Origin of the sequence: Nocardia sp. NPDC049526 (genome assembly GCF_044465765.1) — a bacterium.
In the GTDB taxonomy this organism is placed as follows: Bacteria; Actinomycetota; Actinomycetes; order Mycobacteriales; family Mycobacteriaceae; genus Nocardia.
The window spans coordinates 1-17,822 of record NZ_JBITMA010000019.1; the positions used below are offsets into that span (position 1 = coordinate 1).

Annotated in this window: 14 protein-coding genes; 6 read left to right on the forward strand and 8 right to left on the reverse strand. The window is 65.7% G+C overall.

The features are described from left to right. Positions 1 to 267: 267 nt before the first annotated feature. Positions 268 to 1,242 (reverse strand): GlxA family transcriptional regulator, encoded by a 975-nt coding sequence (locus tag ACIBW7_RS38135; RefSeq protein ID WP_397055151.1) that lies wholly within the window; start codon positions 1,240 to 1,242, stop codon positions 268 to 270. A 100-nt stretch (positions 1,243 to 1,342) separates the two neighbouring features. On the opposite strand from ACIBW7_RS38135, the gene ACIBW7_RS38140 reads away from it, so the two are divergent. After that, positions 1,343 to 1,774: a VOC family protein gene (locus tag ACIBW7_RS38140; protein ID WP_397055153.1), complete on the forward strand. Its 432-nt coding sequence runs from the start codon at positions 1,343 to 1,345 to the stop codon at positions 1,772 to 1,774. Positions 1,775 to 1,998: 224 nt separating this feature from the next. Further along, a complete protein-coding gene (locus tag ACIBW7_RS38145; RefSeq protein WP_397055155.1) occupies positions 1,999 to 2,265 on the forward strand; it encodes a hypothetical protein in 267 nt (88 codons plus the stop codon). A gap of 74 nt (positions 2,266 to 2,339) precedes the next feature. Here the strand turns inward: ACIBW7_RS38145 and ACIBW7_RS38150 are convergent, their stop codons facing one another. Beyond that, the gene (locus ACIBW7_RS38150; protein WP_063046526.1) at positions 2,340 to 2,840 is read right to left on the reverse strand and encodes a DUF4254 domain-containing protein; all 501 of its coding nucleotides are present in this window, start codon (positions 2,838 to 2,840) and stop codon (positions 2,340 to 2,342) included. A gap of 174 nt (positions 2,841 to 3,014) precedes the next feature. Between ACIBW7_RS38150 and ACIBW7_RS38155 the strand changes: the two genes are divergently transcribed. Both ACIBW7_RS38155 and ACIBW7_RS38160 read left to right on the forward strand, forming a co-directional pair. After that, on the forward strand, positions 3,015 to 3,824 hold the full coding sequence (locus ACIBW7_RS38155; RefSeq protein ID WP_397055157.1) for a GntR family transcriptional regulator: 810 nt from the start codon (positions 3,015 to 3,017) through the stop codon (positions 3,822 to 3,824). 30 nt (positions 3,825 to 3,854) lie between these two features. After that, the gene (locus tag ACIBW7_RS38160; protein ID WP_397055159.1) at positions 3,855 to 4,451 is read left to right on the forward strand and encodes a GNAT family N-acetyltransferase; all 597 of its coding nucleotides are present in this window, start codon (positions 3,855 to 3,857) and stop codon (positions 4,449 to 4,451) included. On the opposite strand, the gene eccCa is transcribed toward ACIBW7_RS38160, so the two are convergent. Genes eccCa through eccD form a run of 3 tightly spaced genes read right to left on the reverse strand, consistent with a single transcriptional unit; the run spans position 4,433 to position 11,402 of the window. Continuing rightward, entirely contained in the window at positions 4,433 to 8,488 is a 4,056-nt protein-coding gene (eccCa, locus tag ACIBW7_RS38165; protein ID WP_397055161.1) for a type VII secretion protein EccCa, read from the reverse strand. The genes ACIBW7_RS38160 and eccCa overlap by 19 nt on opposite strands. An 8-nt stretch (positions 8,489 to 8,496) precedes the next feature. Beyond that, positions 8,497 to 9,930 carry a type VII secretion-associated serine protease mycosin gene (gene mycP, locus ACIBW7_RS38170; RefSeq protein WP_397055163.1) on the reverse strand — a complete coding sequence of 478 codons (1,434 nt, stop codon included), beginning with the start codon at positions 9,928 to 9,930 and terminating at the stop codon, positions 8,497 to 8,499. After that, complete coding sequence (gene eccD / locus ACIBW7_RS38175) at positions 9,927 to 11,402, reverse strand: type VII secretion integral membrane protein EccD (RefSeq protein ID WP_397055165.1); 1,476 nt, start codon at positions 11,400 to 11,402, stop codon at positions 9,927 to 9,929. Before eccD ends, mycP begins: the two co-directional genes overlap by 4 nt. Before the next feature lie 270 nt (positions 11,403 to 11,672). On the opposite strand from eccD, the gene eccA reads away from it, so the two are divergent. Next, entirely contained in the window at positions 11,673 to 13,493 is a 1,821-nt protein-coding gene (eccA, locus tag ACIBW7_RS38180; RefSeq protein ID WP_397055333.1) for a type VII secretion AAA-ATPase EccA, read from the forward strand. A gap of 4 nt (positions 13,494 to 13,497) precedes the next feature. On the opposite strand, the gene eccB is transcribed toward eccA, so the two are convergent. Beyond that, positions 13,498 to 15,003, reverse strand: a complete 1,506-nt coding sequence (gene eccB / locus ACIBW7_RS38185; RefSeq protein WP_397055167.1) for a type VII secretion protein EccB — start codon at positions 15,001 to 15,003, stop codon at positions 13,498 to 13,500. 223 nt (positions 15,004 to 15,226) lie between these two features. Between eccB and eccE the strand changes: the two genes are divergently transcribed. Beyond that, complete coding sequence (gene eccE, locus ACIBW7_RS38190) at positions 15,227 to 16,957, forward strand: type VII secretion protein EccE (RefSeq protein ID WP_397055169.1); 1,731 nt, start codon at positions 15,227 to 15,229, stop codon at positions 16,955 to 16,957. Positions 16,958 to 17,053: 96 nt separating this feature from the next. Here eccE and ACIBW7_RS38195 read toward each other — a convergent pair whose 3' ends face one another. Next, positions 17,054 to 17,344, reverse strand: coding sequence for a type VII secretion protein EsxR (locus ACIBW7_RS38195; RefSeq protein WP_397055171.1), 291 nt, complete (start codon positions 17,342 to 17,344; stop codon positions 17,054 to 17,056). Between the two features lie 48 nt (positions 17,345 to 17,392). Next, positions 17,393 to 17,695, reverse strand: a complete 303-nt coding sequence (locus tag ACIBW7_RS38200) for a WXG100 family type VII secretion target (RefSeq protein ID WP_329415619.1) — start codon at positions 17,693 to 17,695, stop codon at positions 17,393 to 17,395. Positions 17,696 to 17,822 lie beyond the last annotated feature (127 nt).

Sequence of the window (17,822 nt, forward strand, 5' to 3'; positions counted from 1 at the left end):
TCGCGTCCGAGCCGTCGAGACTCGCGACTTCGTCGCATGCGCTTCGACGACTCGGACGCGAGACGGGCCGCGAACTCCTCGCTCGTAAGACTCGCTCCATGGTGGTTACTGGTGGCGAGTCCGTCGGCACCCCACGCACGCACCTCAGCTCGCCGAGACCCACCCCTGCGACACATACGCCTCAACGACTCGAACACAACACCAGCCGCCAACCCCTCACCCCTAAAACACACTCCGTCCTGGTCACCGATGCCGTAATCAGGCGACTCACCAAGACAACCTGGACGCGCGTACCTCCGCGATCGACCGCCCGCGACGGCGGCGGAACAGTCCGCGCAGTGTGCCCGCGTTCAGGTAGCCGACCTTGACCGCTATCGCGTCGATGGTCAGGGTTGTGGTCCGCAGCAGTTGGGTGGCGCGTTCCAACCGGACCTCGTGCACGAAATCCCGTGGCGACATTCCGATTTCGGCTTGGGTGGCGCGCTGTAGCGTGCGTTCGGTGACGCCGAGCAGATGCGCCGCGTCGGCGATGCGGAACTGGTCGGCGACGTGGTCGCGCACCCAGCGCTCGAATGCGGCGACCAGGGAGTCGTTGCGGGCGATCACCTCGGGAATCGCGGAGTCGCTCTGCATGCGGCGATCGCCGACCACCAGATATCGGGCGGTCAGCTCGGCCAGGGTCGGACTCTGCGCGGCGATCAGCGCCAGCGCGAGGTCGATATGCGATAGCGAGGCCGCCGCGGTGGTGAGACGATCGGCCCGGCACAGGATTCGACTCTCGTCCAGGTCGATGCGCGGATATCGGCGCCGAAAGGCCGGGCCGAGCCACCAACTCGTCGTCGCCACCACACCGTCCAGCACACCTGCCTCGGCCAAGTAGAAGGTGCCGGTACAGGCCGCGGCGAGGTGCGCGCCGGATTCGTAGGCCCGCGTCATCAGTTGCAGCACCGGCCGATTCGCGGGTGCGGAGACCACGCCGATCAGCCCATCCGCATCCAGGACGCGCGTTGCGGGGACGACGATCAGACCGACATCGTCGGGCAGTTCGGTTATCGGCGTCGTCTGCGCGCGGAACCCGTGCGCCGTAAGCACTTGTTCGCCATCGGCGACGATGTGCACCCGCCATGGATCGGGAGCCGCATCCAGTTCCTCGCGTAGACCATTGGCGGTCGCGAAGGTCTCCAGTACGGCGGTGAGTCCGAGGTCGGCGACGCCGTCCTGCACGAAGACCGCAACATCCATGTCGCAAACAGTACTGAATATGTCGTTTCCGACACTCGGAACTGTGGAATAAGCGGCTTACTGTTCGTACTACTTACCCGGCCTGCCCTGCGGAGTTCATATGACGATCATCGAAACCACCGGTATCCACCACATCCGCCTGACCGTGACCGATATCGACCGCTCCAAGGCGTTCTACCGCGACGTGCTCGGTTTCGAGATCGCGGTGGAGTCGCCGGGCCGTCCCGAGGATCCGCAGGTCCGCACCGATCCGGCCCAGTTCTACGGCGGCGTCGTATTCCAAACGAACGGAATGCTGTTCGGACTACGCCCGGTGGCCGAACCGACCGATAAATTCGATTCCGAACGCGTCGGACTGGACCATCTCAGCTTCACCGTGCCCTCGGTCGACGATCTGACCCGTACCGCCGCCCGTTTGGCCGAGGCCGGAATCGAACACGGCGAGGTCACGCCGCTGGACGGGCTCGGTATCGCGATCCTGTCCTTCAGCGATCCCGACGGTATCCACCTCGAGCTCACCGCACCGCTGTGAACGCGCCGGCGCACTGTAGTAATCCGACATTTCGTCGGCCTCCGACGCTGGTGCGCACGAATGTCGGCTCCGCATTGCCGAGCACGAGCGAACTGCTGTGCGCGCTGAGCGGGAAACAGGTCCGCGGACATGTCTGCCGATGGTCGCGGGATCTGGTCCGGTTGCACCGCATAAGACGCGAGCATCCCCGGTGCGCTGCCGTAATCGACTGTCTCCGAATAGAATTGGTTGCCAATATCAACACCTGGGCAACCGAGCACCTGACGCTACGCACCGCCGACCGGCACGATACCGAACTCGGCGACATCATCGATCGCATCGCGGCCACGGCCGACCGCGCCTTCCACCTGCTGATGACCGATGATCTGACCGGCGAACATATGCACGTGGCATGGACGCGACTGGCCGAATTGTCGATCGCCTACGGCGATTTGGTCCGCGAGGCCGAGGACGGGCGCTGGTGCCTATCACCCAACACCAGACACCGGTGAGCCGACCACCGCGCATCGGCAAGAAGCCGTGGCTACCCGGTGGGGAAGCCACGGCCCCTCGCCAACCCGGGTCGTCACCACTCCGGGAGTCGCCGCCGTCCCGCGAGCACATCGCGCACCAAATCGTCATAGGCATCAGCCAATTCGGCCAGATGATGCCACGCGACATGTAGCTGTTCGTCGTGGGCGTCCAGGGTCATCAACGCGTGGTGGGCGCGCACCGAGGACTCCGCGATCCGGTCGATGACCGAGCCGACGGTTTCGGTGTGTAGCGTCGCACCGAGCCGGTGCTGCGGGACGCTGCGCGCCACCCAATCGTCGATCGCCATGACCAATTCGATTCTGCGACGCTCGATTTCGAGGATCGTCGCAGGATCGGTCGATACCGATCCGCCACGACCGACGAGCCGTTTCTCATGCAGAATCGCCAGGTCACGGGCGAACCAGAGCAGCGGACCACCGACAACTCGGTGACCGCGACACGCCCTAACAAGTAGATCCGACGTGGGAAGTAGTCCGGGAGTCAAGGACTGCACCGTCGAATCGACACACCTCGGTGTGCCTGGAAGAGCCATCACAACCGTTGATGAATCCGAACCTGCCACGTTGCCTCGCCGTCATCGCCGCACAACACCTGGATCAGGACGTTCATTACAATAAACCTCTGAAGGCACCTGTCAAGCGTTACCCGGCCGTAGGGTGTAACGAAGAGTACACTTCGTTACCTGCACGACTGACCGAGGAGCAAGATGGCGGACGGTCCGACGTATCTCCGGATCGCAGACCTCCTCCGTGAGGAGATCCGCGCAGGCAAGTGGAATCCGGGTGATCGGTTGCCCAGCCATACCGAGCTGGCCGATCAAATGCAGGTTTCGATCACTACCGCGCGCAATGCCATTCAGGTGTTGGTAACCGAAAATCTGGTCTACACAGCTACTTCCCGTGGCACCATCGTCCGAAACCAAGAAGTCCTGGAATCGGTTGTCACCGATCACATTCGTCCGGATCGTCCGCAATCGGCCCACGATATCTTCGAGGAGATCGCGCGCGCCGCACGTCGCGAACCGACCAAGGAGTTCAGCGCGAAGATGGAACCCGCGAATCCGGAGGTGGCGCACTGGCTGGGCGTGCCGGAGGATTCCTGGGTGCTGGCCAGGACGGTCGTCCAGTTCCTGGACAACGAGCCGTGGTCGTGGGAGGTCAGTTTCTATCCACGGGACTTGGCCGAGGCTACCGGTATCGACTCGCCACACGATATTCCGGAGGGCACGACACGCCGACTGGCCGACCGCGGCCACGCCGAGACCGCGCATCGCGACACGCTCGCCGCCCGCCCGGCCAGCGCCGAGGAAGCCATCGTTCTCGGCGTCGCGACCGGCACCATTCTGCTGGACCATTTACGCATCGGCGCCAACCACGAGCGCATCACCAGGGCCACCCGACATCGGTCGATCGCCACCCGCAACCGGCTGGCCTATGAACTCGGCGACGACGAGGGCAGCAACGTGATCCGACATACACTCGGCATCTCCTACCGGCCGGGTATCTCATTGCCTTGAAAAACGTTCCGCCATGAATACGGTGCAGTCATGAAAACCATCCGCCGGGCGACTCTGAGCGATCTCCGCACCATCTGTCGACTCCGGATCCAGCGCACCGCGTGGCTCTCCGCGCGCGGATCCGATCAGTGGACCGTCGCGGGCCGCGGCCTGCCCATCGAGATCTTCGCACAGGCGGTCGGCGAAGCGCTGGACGCGGGCGAAACCTGGATTGCCGAGGTGACAGGGGAACCGGCCGGGACGATCACCGTCAACGACCGCTCGGACCCGGGGCTGTGGTCGCCATGGGAGCTAGCCGACGCGGTGGTCATCCATTACATGATCGTCGACGTCCGCTTCGCCGGACAGCGCATCGGCCACCGGCTGTTGGCGCACGCCGCATCGCTTGCGCGCCAACGACAACGCCATTGGGTCCGGCTCGATGCCTGGACCACCAATACCGATCTACACGACTACTACCGCGGGGAAGGCTTCCACCTGGCCAGGATCGCGGGCCCGGCCACCTCGGGACCGTCCCGCGCGCTGTTCCAACGCCGCTCCGACAGTTGGACCTTCGAGCCGATGACGCAGGTGCTGACCCAGGTGCAGCAACAACCGGCGCCAGAGGCTCACAGCGGCGGCAGATAGGCGATCTGTACCATCTCCTGACCGCGGTTGCGTGACACCAGGATGCCGCGCCCTGGCGGCAGCTTCATCGGACGGACGTCACCGATCAGCTTGCCCTCGTCCTTGGGGCCACTCATGATCAGCGCGTCGACGGAGAGGTTCTTCATACCGCCGAGCACGTTGTCGTAGAGCGCGCGCGAAACGCCGCCGGTACGTCGGGTGACGACCACGTGCAGACCGATATCGCGGGCCTGCGGCAGGTACTCCAGCAGTGGCAGCAGCGGATTGATGCCCGCGGTGATCATGTCGTAATCGTCGATCAGCAAATAGATTTCGGGTCCGGACCACCAGCTGCGCTCGCGCAACTGCTGCGGGGTGATGTCGGAGCCCGGGATGCGCTTGGACATGTAGCGGGCGAGTTCGTTGACCATCGGTCCACAGGTCTGCGATGAGGTGGAGTAGCCGCCGAGATGGGCCTCGTCGACGACGCCGAGCAGGCTGCGGCGGTAGTCGATCAAGATGATCTTGGCCTGCTCCGGTGTCGCGTTCTCGGTAATGCCCATGGCGATATTGCGCAGCAGTGTCGTCTTGCCGCATTCGACGTCGGCGAAGGCCATGAAGTGCGGCTCCTTGCCGAAATCCAGGACGAACGGGTCCAATTCGTTCTCGCCGAGCCCGACGAGCACCTTGGTCGGGCCGAGTTCGACCTCGTGTTTGCGCGCGATCGCCACGACCTCGTCGCGACTGATCTGCAATGGCAGCATGCGCACCTCGGGGGCGCGGCGGCCCGGATAGAGCTGCTGCATCTGGTCTCTGGCCTGGGCGGCGCCCTCGGCCAGGGTCTGCGGATCGGAATCGGAATCCAGCCGAGGCAGCGCGATGAGCATATGCAGTTCATCGCGCGTGAGGCCGCGACCGGGACGACCGACCGGCACCAGAGCGGCGGTGCGCCTGCCCATTTCGGAATCCGTCGGGTCGCCGAGCCGCAGCTCGACGCGGGTGCCGATCTGATCCTTCACATTGGGCCGGATCTCGCCCCAGCGCGCGGCGCCGATGATCAAGTGGATACCGTACGAAAGACCCTGTGCCGCAATGGCGGTGATCTGCGGCTCGACGGCCTCGAACTCCTCGCGCATGGCCGCCCAGCCATCGATGACCAGGAAGACATCGCCGAACTGGTCGGCGGCGAGCGGATCGTTGGGATCGGCCTCGGTCCCGTTGATGAGCCGGGCCTCCATCTGGGAGTACTTGCGGCGCCGGAAGTCCACCATGGATTCGATGCCGAGTGCGGCGAAGCGCTCCTCACGCTGGCGCATCAGCGTGGTCAATTCGGCGACGGTGCGGCGCACCCGATCGCCGTCCAGGCGGCCCGCGACCGAACCGACATGCGGCAGACCGGACAGACCGGCGAGGCTGCCGCCACCGAAATCGAGGCAGTAGAACTGGACCTGTTCGGGGCTGTGCGTCGCCGCGGCGGCCATGACGATCGTGCGAATGGCGGTCGACTTACCCGACTGCGGACCGCCGACGACCGCGACATTGCCTTGGGCACCGGCCAATTGGATGGTCAGCACATCGCGGCGCTGTTCGTAGGGCTTGTCGATGATGCCGATCGGCATCCACAGCTGGCCGTGCCGGTTGACCGGGGAGCGCCAATCCGGATCGGGCAGCAGCATATCCACTGTCGGCGATTCGTCCAGCGGCGGCAACCACACCTCGTGCGCCGGACGGCCGTGTCCGGTAAGGCGCTTCACGACCACCTCGAGCAGCGTCTCCGGAACGCCGCCGCCCTGCGGCTCCTCCTCTTCCGGCTCTGCACCGGGAGGCGGCGGCAGATCGGGCAGTTCCATCCGCACCGGTTCGGGCCGCGCCTTGGCCTCGACGGGTCCTGCGGTGAACACCGTCAGCGACTGACCGCCGACCACCCGGCCGTCCACCTGTCGGCTGCCGCTCGGTGACACATACGGCCCGGACACATAGGTCGCGTTGAACCGCAGCGGATCGTCGGCATCGCTCTTGAGATAGCCGGAGCCCGGAATGCCTGGCAGGTGGTAAGCGTCGGTGATACCGAGTACGGCGCGGGATTCATTGGCGGAGAAGGTGCGCAGACCGATTCGGTAGGACAGGTGCGAGTCCAGTCCGCGCAGCTTGTTCTCCTCGAGTCGCTGCGAAGCCAGCAGCAGATGGACGTGCAGCGAGCGGCCGAGGCGACCGATCATCACGAACAGATCCGCGAAATCCGGCTTCTGCGAAAGCAATTCGGAGAACTCGTCGACGATGACGAACAGTGCGGGCAGCGGGTCGAGTGCGACGCCCGCCGCGCGTGCCTTCTCGTAGTCGGTGACGTTGGCGAAATTGCCTGCGGCGCGCAGCAATTCCTGGCGGCGGTTCATCTCACCGGCCAGCGCGTCCTTCATGCGGTCCACCATCGAGAGTTCTTCCTCGAGGTTGGTGATGACCGCGGCGACGTGTGGCAGCGAGTCGAGGCCGAGGAAGGTCGCGCCGCCCTTGAAGTCGACGAGCACCAGGTTCAGCGCGTCCGGCGAGTGTGTGGTCACCATGGCAAGCACCAGGGTGCGCAGGAATTCGGATTTGCCCGAACCCGTTGCGCCGATGCACAATCCGTGCGGACCCATACCGCTCTCGGCGGATTCCTTGATATCGATTTCGACCGGGGTGCCGTCCGGGGTGACGCCGATCGGAACCCGCAGCCGCTCACGCGCGGTGCGCGGACGCCAAACCCGCGACGGTTCGATCTGCGCCGCGTCCGGAATCTTCAGCAGCGCCATCAGTCCCGGATCGGTCCTGGTGTCGTCGCCGAGGCTGACGATCTGTGCGGCGGTCGCGATACGGAACCGGGCCAGGCTGCGGGCGAAAGAGGCGGATTCCGCCGCGCTCACCTCGTCGGCCGTGGCGAATTTCTCGGTTCCCGCAGCGCTTTTCGCACTCACCGCACCGTCGCCGACGACCAATTGCAGACCGCGCCGGGCGGCCAGGCCGTTCTCGGGCGCGGTCAGATCCAGCACCGTGACCGAATCCAGACCGGATTCGCTGATCAGGCGTTCGGAGCCGTTGACGTAGCCGTCATCGATGACGACCACCAGATGCAAACGGCCCTGTGTCGGTTGCGGATTGCGCATGAAGCGGCCGCGTTCGAGCAGTTCGGAGGCGAGTGCGGTTTCGAGTTCGGCCAGCGAGCCGTACATCATCCTGGCCGAGCCCATGCCATCGCGGACGGTCGGATGTTGCAGGTGCGGCAGCCATTTCGCCCAATCCCAGGCCGGACCGTCCGGATCGGCGCAGACGATGGCGACCGCGACGTGGTCCGGTCCGTGAAATGCGGTGAGCTCCATCAGCATCGCGCGCGCCAGCATCCTGGCTTCCTCGGTGTTGCCACCGATATTTATGGCCGGGAAGGCCCGCAGCGACACGGCGGTCGGCAGCTGGTGCACCACCGAATGGGTTCGTACGAAACGGCGCAACGCCACGGTGGAGACCGGCTCCAGATCCTCCAGCGGGCCGGTTTCCGGACGCGCCAACTTGGTCGCCAAACGGTGGCTGCCCACCCCGACGCGCACATGTCCGAAGTCCGGATCGTTCGGCCTGCGCTCCCACATCCGGCGGGTGCCGACCACCGACGGCAGATCGATCGGTTCCGGATGACTCCAGATCAGCGATTCCAGCTGCTTAATGCCGGTACGGCGGACGTCCTTGCGCATCTGGTCCAGGTAGCGGAGGTAGTCCTTGCGCTCCTCGTTGAGTTCGCCCGCACCCTTGGGGCCGTTGCCCCGCATGCCGAGCATGATGCCGCCCATCGACATGAGCATCATCATCGGGAACATCATCATGAACGGGTTGGCGAGCAGGTTGCGACCCATCATCACCATCATCGCGATCATGCCGACGACGGCGACCACCATGATCACCGGCATCAACTTCATGATCAGTGGTCCTGGCAGAGCGCGCTGGATTTCCGGCGGTGAATTCAACGCCACCTCACCGCCCGGTGCGCGTGGCGGGGCGATGCGGGGGCGGCGCACGAAACCTTCGGTAGCCATGGGTCCCTCTACTGCTCTGTTACTTCGGACTCGAGATCGGCGGAACCGCGAGCGCGCCGGAACGGAATCGACAGTGCCGCACCGAGTCCCAGCACGATCAGACAGGTGACCGAGCCGATGATCGCGATGCGGCGCGGCAGCGGATCGGGTCCCGCAGGATGGACCGGGGCCGCCATGACACGTGGGGTATCGGCGCCGACGCTCACCGGTTTATCCGGAAGTTGCGCGGTGAGTGCGGCCAGCGGATCGATCAGGCCGTGGCCGACCCGATCGTCGCGGCCCGGGCCGGGCGCTTGTGCGGTGCGGGTAATTCGATCGATCACCTGTCCGGCAGTGAGTTCCGGGAATCGGGACCGGACCAGTGCGGCGAGTCCGGCGACATAGGGTGCGGCGAAACTGGTGCCCTGGATGGTTCCGGTGCCCTCCTGGGTGACCGCGCCGTTGACCAGTCCGGTACCGCCCGGCTTATTGTCGAGCGAGACGATATTGCGGCCGATGGCGGCCGCGCCGACCCACGGCCCGTGCAGCGAAAGCGCCGATGGCGAGCCGTTCGGATCGATCGAGGCCACGGTCAGGACGTAGGGCTGGAACCAGGCCGGACTGGCGATCGTCTGCACGTTGTCCCAGCCGTCACCATCGTTCTGCTTCTCGCATGCGCCGCCGTTCTCCACATTGCCCGCCGCGGCGACTACCACGACGTTGTGGTCGTAGGCGTACTTCACCGCGGCACCGAGCGGAACGTCGGCGGTGTCGGTTCCGGCTGCGCTGCAAGAGACTTCGGAAATATTGATAACCGTGGCACCCATATCGACGGCGCGAACCACCGAGGCGGCCAGGGCGAGCACACTGCCGTAACCGGAGCGCACCATGGCATCCGGCGGCTGATCGCCGCCCGCGCGATCCTTTCGCTCATAGTGCGTGCTCAACTGGCGGATGGTGAGGATCTCGGCATCGGGCGCGACACCGACGAAGGCATCGCCCGGGCTTGGGCGCGCGGCGATAATGCCGGCGACGAGGGTGCCGTGGCCGTCGCAGTCGACGGTGCCATCGGAGTCCGAGACATAGTCGCCGCCGGCTTGCAGTGCGGGCAGTCGCGGATGCCGGTTCACGCCGGTGTCGATGACCGCAACCTTTTGTCCCGCACCACGACTGAATTGCCAAGCCGCCGGCAGATCGAGCACACGCTGCGGCAGCGGCGGCTCCGCGGGCGGGCCACCGATGAGCGACAGTTCGGCGCAGACGACCTTCTGCTCGGTCGGCCCCAAGGGCGCGGGCCGACCGCTGAGCGCCTGGGCCGGGCCGAGCGCACCGGGATCGATGGCCGGTGGCGGGACAGCACCTGCCGGAGCGGACCAACCGAACACCGATGCGCCGAGAACCGCTGCAGCGCAGATGATTCCGGTCCTGCGCCGCCAGCCGGGCTTGCTCGCCCGAGCAGTCATATGTTCCTGGCCATCGAATAAACTCCCATGATCCACAGCACCAGCGGGATCACCGCGACGATCAGCAGATATTCGGTGATCTCCATGGCTCGGCGGGTCACCGGCGTCACCTCGAGATGCGGACCGGTCACGCCGAACACCAGCACACCCGCCGCGAAGGCCAGCAGCAGCACACCCGCGAGCAGCAGCAGATCCGAATCGCCGAGGGCAAGTCCCGTGATCAGACCGACGACGATGACGCAGCCGCCCGCGATCAGCGCACCGGCCTGCACAAGGTCGGCGAAGGAACGGCCGCGCAGACCGATGACCACCGCTGCGATGACGGCGAGCGTAATCCCTTGCCAGCGTGCGGATCCCAGCGGATCGGCGGCACCGAGCGCACCGACGACCGCGGCAATGGCGCAGGCGATGAGCATGCCGGTCTGGTACTGGTTGGCGGCCCTGGCCCGCTCACCGAGTCCGGCGGCCGAGGGCAGTGCCGTCGCGCCGATCGCGCCGATGCCTTCGATGGTGGGGCGCGGTTCGTGATCGGCCGGATCGATCGCGCCGCCCGCGGTCGGCACCGGTGGGATCGGCAGCCGGGCCAGCGCCGCCGCCAGCCGCGGCACCCCGGAGATCAGTGTGATGGCGACCACCAAGATGGCGGCGGAGATCTTGGGCAGGTCGAAATCCCAGATCATCCGTACCGATGCGGCGATTCCGCCGAACAGTGCGACGGTCACCGCGGACGCGGCGAGCGCGGCACCGGTCGCGGTGGCGCGATAGATCACAGCCGCGGCCACCAGCGTGACCGAACAGCCGAGCAGCAGGTGCGGACTGCCGAGATCGCCTGGCACGAATAATGCTGCGCCGCCGAAGAACAACAGCAGCGCACACAGTGACAACCAGGTAGCCGTCAATTGATCCGCGTACTTACGCGCCGCGATGCCCGCGGCGACGGCAGCGATGATCGCGACACCGGTCGCGAGGAAAGGCGCGGCCAGACCACCGCCGTGCGCACGCCCAGCGGCGAGCAACAGCAGCGCGAGCAGGACCGCCGACATCGCGGCGACCAAACCGGTCCACCGGGCCGCAGTGGGCGACCAGCCGCGGAAATCGACACTGGTGAGCCGAGATACCGCATCGATGACATCGTCGAAGAGCGCGGGCGATTCCTTCGCGGTGACCGAGCGCAGCATCAGCAGTTCGCCGTCGAACACCTCGGCCTCGGTGAGGCTGCGGCTCGGTGCGATGGCGTCACGGCCCAGCCGGGCCAGGGTCCAGTGTTCGGTATGCAGTGGGGTGCCGCCGTCGTCGCTCTCCACCACATCGGGATTGCGCGATTCGATCAGGGCGACGAGATCACCGATAAATGTGGCGATCGGCACGGTCGCCGGAAGCCCGACATCGAGCTGGGTATTTCCCCCGATGACGGAGACTCGGCACAGTTCGGGTTCGGCGGCGCGAGTGCCGCTGCTCAATGGTTCGGTCAATTGCGCACCGACCCCAGCTCTTTACGAAACGATCCAAACACTTGCGCCCGGTTTCCTACCTGTCGAACCAACTCTACGACTCGGATCCACTCTCGCACGAACGTTCCCCCCGTCGCATGTGGTCGTCGCACACTTTGCAACCTATCGGTAGCAAAACATAATGTATCGGACGAGCCGATCCGACGCGATCGCTAAGCTGGTCGGAAGATGCACGCGGACAATCGCGCAACAAAAAAATAGCTCCAACCAACACTTCGGGGTTTGACAGCAATGACCGGCAACCGCCAAGCACAACGGGCCTTCGACGCCGGAATCCTGTCGCTGGGCCTGACCATCGACGGACAGGAATCGGCTCGCGATCTCGAGTACGCGAAACTGGCGTTTCAGCGTGCCACCGAGTGGGATCCGACGATGTGCGACGCCTGGCTGGGCCGGGCCGCGGCGGGTGAGGTCACCACCGAGGTGCTCTACAACCTGTACAAGAACAGTGGGACAACACTTTTCCGTGAGCAACGCCGGTTGGGGCTGGCGCCGCGGGCATTGGCCGGACGCTTCCTGGCCGGGCTTTACATCGACTACCCGCTGGCCGGTTACACCGAAATCTGGCTGGCCCAAGCGGCGCAGTTGATTTCCGAGAAGGAGTACGACGAGGCCGAACGGGTGCTCGACGAACTCGCCACCCATCGCGCCTCGATGCTCTCGGATACCGATCGGGAGATCGACGACCGGATCTGCGGGTATATCCGTGGCGTACTGCACTTCAACACCCAACGCTGGCCCGATGTGATGGCTGTGCTCGCCGGATCCGCCGAATGGGACGACCCGTATCTGGCGGCTGGCGCACATGTGATGGTCGGCTCGGCCTGTGCCCAGCTCGGCCTGTTCGGCGAGGCCATCCGGCGCTTGGAACAGGCCGAGGCGGGCCCGATCCCGGCAGCCCGGACCACCGCCATGTTCTGCCGCGGCCTGTGCCTGCGCGAGACCGGCAAAGAGGCCGAGGCCCAAGCCCTTTTCGAGAAGGTGTATTCGCAGGCACCGGATTTCGCCGCGAATACCGCAGCAATGCGCGATCGCACCTACCGGCTCACGGTGACCACCAAGGAGTCGATCGACGCGCGCACCGACCGCTGGGATCCGGCGTCGGCGCCCTCGGTGGAGGCGATGCAGACCTCCGACGCCGAGGACCGCGCCAAGAAGATCCTGGCCGACGCGCGCGCCGAACTGGATTCCCAGATCGGCCTCGAATCGGTGAAAACGCAGGTCGCGAAGTTGCAGGCGACTGCGCAGCTGGCCAAGATCCGAGCCGAGAAGGGTATGGCCAGCATGGCCCGCGGCAACCACCTGGCCTTCACCGGTCCACCCGGCACCGGCAAGACCACGATTGCCCGGGTGGTGGCCAAAATCTATTGCGGCGTGGGTCTTCTCAAGACCGATAAGGTCGTCGAGGCCAAGCGGGTGGACTTCGTCAGCCAGAATCTCGGCGGCACCGCGATCAAGACCGACAAACTGATCGATACCGCGATGGACGGTGTGCTGTTCATCGACGAGGCATACACGCTGATCCAGACCGGTCTGCAGGGTGGTGACGCCTTCGGCCGCGAGGCGGTGGATACGCTGCTGGCCAGGATGGAAAACGACCGCGACCGGCTCGTCGTCATCATCGCGGGCTACGACGGCGAGATCGACCGGCTGCTCGCCGCGAACGACGGTCTGGCTTCACGTTTCGCCAAACGCCTGCAGTTCCCGTCCTACACCCCGACCGAACTCGGCCAGATCGGCAGCCTGATCGCCCGCTCGCGCGATTCCGAGTTGTCCGAGGGGGCAATGGAACTGCTGATCGAGGCATGCGGGCGGCTGTACGAGACCGAGCGCGTCGACCAGAGCGGACGGCCGCGTCGGGGCATCGATCTCGCGGGCAACGGTCGATTCGTGCGCAACATCATCGAATCCGCCGAGGAGGAACGTGAATTCCGCCTGGCCAATGACGAATCGCTGGATCTGAGCGCGGTGGACGAGACGGTGCTCATGCGCATCGAGGCGCCGGATATGCAGGCCGCGCTCACCGGTGTGCTGGCTTCGCTGGGCGTCTGAAACCTCAGTTTCCGACAGGCAAGATATCGTGCTCGACCAGCGCATCGTTCTTGGACAGCGTCGGTCCCGGCACCAGCTGACCGATGATCGACCAGGGGGCCAGGCGCGGTTCGCTGCCGAGTCCGAGCACCTGGGCGGTGGCGACATCCGGGATGCCGTAGCGGATTCCGTTGTCCGCCACATAGAACAGGCCACCGCGCCGCAAACTGCCCGACTCGGTTCCGGTTACCTGCACGAACTCCCCCGAAGCCGGCGGGATGTAGGCGGAATCGACCCGATCGCCGGTGCCGTCGGAGGTGGCCAGACTCACCGGTTCAGCCGAACTCGACAGCGGCAGACGGTTGCCCGCGAGCAGGGTGATAGCGGCGCGGTCGGTGGGGCTTTCGGTCGCGTCGTTGCCGGGTTCAGGCCCCTTTGCCCAGCTGAGGCAGGTGACCGGAGCATCCTCGGCGGAGACGATCTTCGGGGTGGTCGCCGGGAAGTGGTCGAGGGAAAGCTGGTGTAGTACCGGCATATTGGTCAGCACGTCCGGCGGTTCGGCCTTGATCTCGCGCATGCCCTGGGAATTCGCGGTGCGGATGACCTGCGCGGCGAAATCGGTGACCGGCTGCACACCGTCGGCGAGCACCACATACAGCTGGGACTGATCGGTGCGGCCCGTGCCGCCGACCGCGATGACCCCGCCGATCGGCACATCGGAAAGCTTTGCCGGACCGGGCTGTCCGGCCTTCGGAATATCCGGCACGGCCAGCGGCGGAACCGCGATGGCGGCATCCAGCAGGCCGGTGCCGACCGGCCGCGGCTTGTGCCCGGCCAGGTTCAGCGCACGGGCCAGCACCGAGTTGCCGGTATCGACTTCCGCGCGCTTGCCGTCGTAGATCAGGTAGGTCTTATCGGCCCGCCGCACCAGCAACGCATCCGATGGGCCGAGGGTCCGAATGCGTTCGTCCAGTTGGGGTTTGCCCGCGAAAACGGCGGTTTCCACGCCGGTCGCCGCGGCCGCGCTGCCGGTGATCGAGAGCTGCACCGTTTCGCACAGCGACCAGTCCGAGCGACCGCCCTGCGTCGAACCGGGCAGTGCCGCGGGCGCACCCGGGATGCCGAGCATCGGACCGCGCGGCATCGACGAAAGCTTGGAATCCTTTACCGATTTGGGCGATTCGTTGCTGCCGCTGATCAGCCGGGCCGAGGCCAGGTTGAGCACCGGATGCAGGCGTTTGTCGTCCTTCTTGTCCTCGGATTGGGCCACCACCACATACAGCGCGCCGCTGTCCTTGCCGATCACGATATTCGCGTCGCCGATCGCGCCCTGCGGCCGCAGGAAGGCCAGGATGGCCGCGCCGGCCACCACGAGCAGACCGAGGGTGGCGCCGACGAGCATCGAACGCAACTGAGATCGCATGGGGTCGTGCAGCATCCGCACATCGCGTCGGACCAGTGCGTGATCGAGTCGGCGCAGCAGAAAACGGTAGCCGTTGACCTGAGCCTTGGTGGTCAGCTGAGCCGGCACATGGTCTCCATCGAACTACGGGAAGGACAGGATAATTACAGTATCGTCCGGTGCCACGGTGTCAATCCAGCGACAATTGAGCAAACTCTTTCCCATCCGCGAACACTGGTGTGGCGCGGTACTGTTATCGCAATACTGGTCTGATTATCGGGGACGGGCTGTGAACAAACGCGATACCGACTCCGGAGCGAACGCGCGTGAATTAACCGGAAACGAAAACTCCGTGAACGCGACGCACACAACGTTACGTGATCCGGAATTCTGGCTGCTGCGTCAAATGCCTTTGCGACTCATGATTCCGCTCTCGCTGAATGCCGCGATCGCGGCCTGGATCGCAACGGCGCTGCACGCGCCGACGGTCGCCGTCATCGCGGTTGCCGCGGTCGTTCTCATTGCCGGCGCGGTACCGGTGCGTCGGCACGAGCCACGCAATATCGTCGGCATACTGGCGCGCGCGATCGCATTTCGCTGGCGGCGGACCCGGCCCGGCCCCGCCGATGCCGGCCAGGCCGCCTTCGATGTGCCGCTGCCCGAGGGCGGCAGTTACGGCGTGCGCTGGGACGGCGATCTGCTGCTCACCATGCTGCGCATCGATCCGCCGCCGGATGCGCTGACGCTGCTGCGGCGCGGTTCGCTGTCCACCGACCAAGTGCTTCCGCTCATCGAAATCGGTCGCTGCCTCAGTCAGTTCGATATCAACCTGGCCTCGATCGATGTGATCAGCACCGGTGCGCGGACCGCGGGCGGCGGCCCGGTAGCCCAGCTCTACGACCGCATCCTCGGCCCACTGCCCGCCATCGCGCATCGCACGGTCTGGCTGGTGCTGCGGCTGGATCCGCTCACCAATGCCGAGGCCGTGGACAACCGCGGCGGAGGCGGCGCGGGTGCGCTGCGAACCGCGATCATCGCGACCCGCCGGGTGGCCAATCGACTCGCCGGCCGTGGCATCTCGGTATCGGTGCTCACCGCGGGTGAGATGAACACCGCGGTGCGCCAGCTCACCCGTGGTATCGCACTGGACGGATTCGTCGAAACCCCGAAATCGCTGGTGCACCAGGGCCTGTACCTCACCAGTTACGAGATCGGCCCGGAGCTGATCGGATCGCGCGGCTTCGCCGATATCTGGGCCACCCCGAGCTTGACCACCACGGTCACCGTGCGACTGCGACCAGGCGCGCAACGGCCCGGCGATGGACGCGAACCCGGTTCCCCGCCGATCAGGCTGGGCGCCCTGGTCCGCTTCGATACCCCTGTTGAACCGGTCGAGCCGCCCGTGCCCGGCCTGCGTACCCTGCCGGGTGAGCAATTCCGCGCGCTGCTGGATTGCCTGCCCGCCCGCGCCGCTCGTCGCGACGGCGACAACGCCGGTGACTACCGCGGTCCGCTCGCCGCGCTCGACGGCATCGTCGTACCGACCGCCGGTTGCGGTCAGCTGATCGGCGCCGACAATGCGGGACAGGGCATCGCGGTGCCGCTGATCGGTGACGGCACCAGACATCTCGAGGTGATCGGCCGACTGGATCTGGCCCAGCAGGTGATCCTGCGGGCCATCGCCCTCGGTGCGCACACCATCGTGCACACCGACCGGCCCGAGGCCTGGCAGTCCATGGTCGCCAATGTCGATGCGCCGCATTCGCTCTCGCTGGCACCGCGGTTCGCCGGCACCGGGCATCACCTCGCCCCACCGCAGCCCGGCGGCCCCATTCCCGCCGCCACCGTCGTGGTCTTCGACGGCATCGCCCCCACCGCGCCGGCCGGTGGCGCGACCATCGTGCACGTTCGCGCGCCCGAGCAGCCCGATGCACAGTTCGATGCCGATATCGTTCTGGTGCAGGATATTTCGGCTCCCAACCGGATCACGGTGCGGACCTCGACGGCCAGCGCGACGGTCAATATGGTCACCACCCCCGACGAGATGTGGTACATCGGCGAATCCCTCGCCGCGGCACGGTAATCGAACGAATACGGCCGGTCCGCAAGCGTGACGCTCCGGACCGGCCGTGTAATAGCTGACCTTTTCGCGCGACCCGCAATCGATCGCTACGGCGCTTCAGGCCCCGAAGCCGTCACCGATCTTGCCGTCGGTGCCGAGCGCGCGGTGCAGCGAGTTCTCCACCGCCGCGGCGACATTGTCGAGCGAGGTGAGCGTGTCACCGTACTCGGAGTGCCAGGCGTCGTAGACCTGCTTGAAGCTGGCGTGGGCGACGTTGCCCTCCCACGCCACCTTGAGCACGCCGCCCGCGTCCTCCATATCGCTGCCGTATTTGATCAAGTCGCCGTGCAGGGTGACCAGATCGTTGTACAGAGCCATCATCGGGCCCTTGGCGTATGCCATAGTCATGGTGATTACCTCCGAATCGAAGACTGAATAGTGTGTCGGCCCAGGTGATTACAGGCTGATGTGCTCGAAACCTTCGCGGTTTTCCTGCTCCATCTGGATGTACTGCCGAGTACCGTGACCGACCTGCTCGGTAATGGCGTTGAGCTTCTTGTGCAGCTCCTGGGAGTGCTGGGCCCAGTTGGTCGAGGCCGCGACGAACGCCGCCTTCGCATCGCCTTCCCAGTGGGTCGCCGCGGCGACCTCGTCATCGATCTTCTTCAGCGTGCGCTGCATGTTGTCGACCGCGGCGGCCATGAACTCCTCGGCCTTCTTCGCGGTCGCCTCGTCTACGTGTACACCTTCACCACTCATCGTGGACACCCTCTCGTGTAGTGATTCCAATGCCCGGAAACGATGTCGGGTGACATCGCCGGAAGGTCGGCGAGCTTCCCGCAGCGATCGCTTGCGGGTCGCTCGAAAAAGGTCAGCACGCCCTCAG